The organism is Rothia kristinae NBRC 15354, assembly GCF_001570865.1.
GTDB classification, from domain to species: Bacteria; Actinomycetota; Actinomycetes; order Actinomycetales; family Micrococcaceae; genus Rothia; species Rothia kristinae.
Window position 1 is genome coordinate 1 of sequence record NZ_BCSM01000029.1, and the last position, 3,652, is coordinate 3,652.

2 protein-coding genes are annotated in these 3,652 nt (G+C 71.7%); both read right to left on the reverse strand.

Features of this window, described 5'->3' with window-relative positions; genetic code table 11:
* Positions 1-862 (reverse strand): hypothetical protein (locus tag KKR01S_RS10375; protein ID WP_061225936.1); only part of this gene is annotated, 862 nt, incomplete at its 3' end.
* Between the two features lie 71 nt (positions 863-933).
* Positions 934-3,537: an aminopeptidase N gene (gene pepN, locus KKR01S_RS10380; protein WP_081101708.1), complete on the reverse strand. Its 2,604-nt coding sequence runs from the start codon at positions 3,535-3,537 to the stop codon at positions 934-936.
* Between the last annotated feature and the right edge of the window lie 115 nt (positions 3,538-3,652).

A 3,652-nucleotide genomic window follows, 5' to 3' on the forward strand; every position in this document is an offset into this window, starting at 1 on the left:
GACGGGATTCCGGGTGCTTCTCGGCGTGGCTGGGCCGGTAGGCGTCCTCCAGATCGTAGTGCTCCTGCTCCGGGACCAGCGGGGGCAGGCCGTGGGGCAGCTGCTCGAACCAGGCAGGTGTCAGGTCCTCGGCGCGAGCGGTCTGCACCGACAGCGACAGCTCGAAGGCGTTGCCGCGGATCGTGCCCCAGGCCGCGGTGAGCTTGTCCCGCTCGAAGGCGTAGCGCACCACCGGGGCCAGCTGCTCGGACATCTGCGTGGACAGGCGCCCGACCACCCGCCGGTCGTGCAGCACGTCCACGGAGTCCGTCTCGGTGCCGTCGGGTTGCCGGTGCCGATCCGCCTCCAGGGTCAGGATCACCCGGCCTTCCCCGGAGACCGGGAGGATCGAGTGCAGGTACTCGGCGTGGTCCTTCTCGTCCAGCACCTTCAGGGTGGGGCCCTGGGGCAGCAGGGCCGCCCGGGACGGGCAGGCGTTGAGGGGGAACAGCTGATCCGGCCGGGCGATGGACAGCACCGCCCGGGATTCCAGGCGCACCTGGCCCGCCTTCCCGCGCATCGTGGCCCACACCCGCACCGGGACCACGGGGTCGTGCCCGGAGACCACGACGCGGGCGATCGCGGGCAGGTAGCGGCGGGAGTCCTCGGCGGACATCCGCGCGATCTTCAGCCCGTCCACCCACACCGCGATGGAGCCGGGGGCGTGCGGATTGTCCGGTTCCGGGACCAGGTGGGCCAGCCCGTCGTGGTGCTGCTCCCGGTCGAAGCGCAGATTGTCCATGAGCCGGAGGATCTCGGTGTCGTAGTAGTCGTCCGTGATCACTTCCAGGGATCCGCGATCATTGAGTGCGTACTGCGTCACGCCAGTTCTCCTTCATGCCCGTTGGATGCCGCACGTGGAGGGGACCAGCGCGCGGCGGCCCCTCCAGAATCTCACACCCCGGCGCAGGCTGCGCGCACCCGGCGCACCCGCAGCGCGTCCTCCCGGTGCTCGATGACCAGCCGACGCAGCGCCCGGGGGGCCTGCTCATGTTCCTCGAGCCAGGCCCCGGCTCGCTGCGGGGAGTCCTCGACGGCGTCGAGGTCCGGGAACAGCCCTCCCACGATCCGGGAGGCCATGCCGATGGAGTGCTCGGCCCACACCGACTCCAGCGCGGCGAAGTAGCGATCGGCGTAGGCCGCGCGCAGCCGCGCCGGACCGTCGGCGAAGCCTGCGGCCGCGGCGGAGAGCTCGTCATTGGACAGACGCCCGGAGAAGATCCGCGCCCACGCCCACTGCTTGGCCGCGGCATCCGGCACCGCTGCCCTGGCCCGGTTCCAGCCCACCTCGGCGTGCCGGTTGCGCCGGGCATCCAGGGCGACGTCCAGGTCCTCCGCTGTGAGACGACCGGACACGGCCAGGGCGAGCCGGGCGCTCCAGGCCAACTCGTCGGTCAGCTCCAGCCCGCCCCAGCGGGCCGCACCAGGATCCTCAGACCAGGCGGCGTGCACCTGCTCGGCCACCGGCAGCGCCTCCTCGGTGGTGCGGGCCAGGATCAGGACGTGGCGCAGCAGGATGCGCTGCGCGTCGGATTCGGGGGCCGCTGCCTCCAGGGCGATGAGGAAAGCCTCGGCGGCCCGGGAACGCAGCTGCGGGCGCTGGGCGGGGGCGCAGAGCTCCTCGATGGCCTCGTGCACGTGCCGGGCCGTCGTCTCCAACAGGGTCGCGCTGTTCTCCGCGCGCACCCCGGCCAGAGCGTAGCCGAGGTAGGAGGACGGGGTCAGCTGCGCGTCGCGGACCATGGTCCACAGGGCGGAGCCGAGCACGGCCCGATCCAGCGGGGCCTCCAGGGTGTGTCCGGCTCGCAGCGAGGTGTCCAGCTGGTCCGGGGCCACCCGGGTGACGGCGTAGGTCAGGTCCTCCCGGTTCAGCAGCAGCAGACCCCGCGGATCCGCGGCGGCGAGGGCGCCCGGAAGCTCCAGGTCCAGGCCCTCGGGGCCCGCGGGCACCTCCAGGGCCCGGTCCTCGCGCAGGCGCAGGGTGCCGTCGATCTCGTCGAAGACGCCCGCGTGCAGCGTGTGGGCCCGGCCGAGCTCGGGGGAGACGCCCTCGGGCAGCTCCTGGATGAGGCGGGAGCCGTCCTGGCGCAGCACCGAGACCCCGGAGGTCTGCAGCCACTGCCGCGCCCAGGCCGCGAGGTCCCGCCCGCAGGACTCCTCCAGGGCCGCCAGGAAATCCTCCAGGCGCGCGGTCCCCCAGGCGTGGCGGCGGAAGTAGACCCGGGCGGCACCGATGAACCGCTCGAAGCCCACGTGGGCCACCAGCTGCTTGAGCACCGAGGCGCCCTTGGCGTAGGTGATGCCGTCGAAGTTCTGCTTGGCCGCCTCCACATCGGGGATGTCCGCGACGATCGGGTGGGTCGTGGAGTAGGCGTCCTGGCGATAGGCCCAGGCCTTGCGTCCGTGGGCGAAGCTGACCCAGGCCTGGTCGAAGCCGCCGGCGCGCTCAGCCCCCAGGGCGCCCATGAACTCCGCGAAGGACTCCTTCAGCCACAGGCCGGACCACCAGCTCATGGTGACCAGGTCCCCGAACCACATGTGCGACATCTCGTGCATGATGACGTTGGCCCGCGCCTCGCGCTGGGCCTCGGTGGCCCCGCCCGGGTGCAGGTAGTTCTCGGTGAAGGTCACCAGCCCCGGATTCTCCATCGCGCCCAGGTTGTACTCCGGGACGAAGGCCTGGTCGTACTGCGGGAAGGGGTAGGCCAGGTCGAACAGGTCCTGGAAGAAGTCCAGACCGGCCCCGACCAGCTCGAACAGCTCCCGAGCCGGCAGATGCGCGGCCAGCGCCTGCCGGCAGTACAGGGTCATCGGCTTCGGCTCGACGCCGTCCACCGCGGTCTCCGCGCTGGGCTGGTACATCGAGCTGACCGCGTGGTACTGCCCGGCCAGCAGCGTCGTGATGTAGGTGGAGATCCGCTGCGTCGGGGCGAAGATCCGCTTGCTCACGCTCTCATCCACCGGATCCTGCTCCTCCCGCTCCACCGGGGTGTTGGAGGCGACGACCCAGTCCCTGGGGGCGGTCACGGCGAAGCGGAAGGAGGCCTTCAGGTCCGGCTGCTCGAAGGTCGGGAAGACCCGGCGGCAGTCGGCCGGCTCGTACTGGGTGTACAGGTAGGTGCGCCCGTCCTCCGGGTCCAGGAAGCGGTGCAGGCCCTCCCCGGAGCGGGAGTACAGGGAGAAGCCGTGCACGACGAGCTCGTTGCTGCGCTCCAGACCCGTCAGGGTGATCCGCGAGCCGACCACCGCGGTCCGGGGGTCCAGGCGGCGGCCGTTGAGGGTGATCGCCTCGACCGAATGGTGCAGATACTCGATGAACGTGGTCTGAGCCGCCGGATCCTCGGCGAGCACCTCGAAGCGGACCGCCGCGCGCACCGGGTAGGCCAGGCGCTCGGGGTCCACGGCGTGGGTCAGGTCCACATGGACGTCGTAGCTGTCGACGCGCAGCAGGGCCGAGCGGTCGCGGGCTTCCTCAGCCGTCAGGTTGTCGTTTCGCACCCCTTCATCAAAACACACGTGAGATGCACCATGTCGGCATGGCCGCACCCGGGTCCCGTGGGGGGGGGAGGGACCCGGGTGCGGCGCATCGGCGAGCGCGACTCGGCGGGGGGGG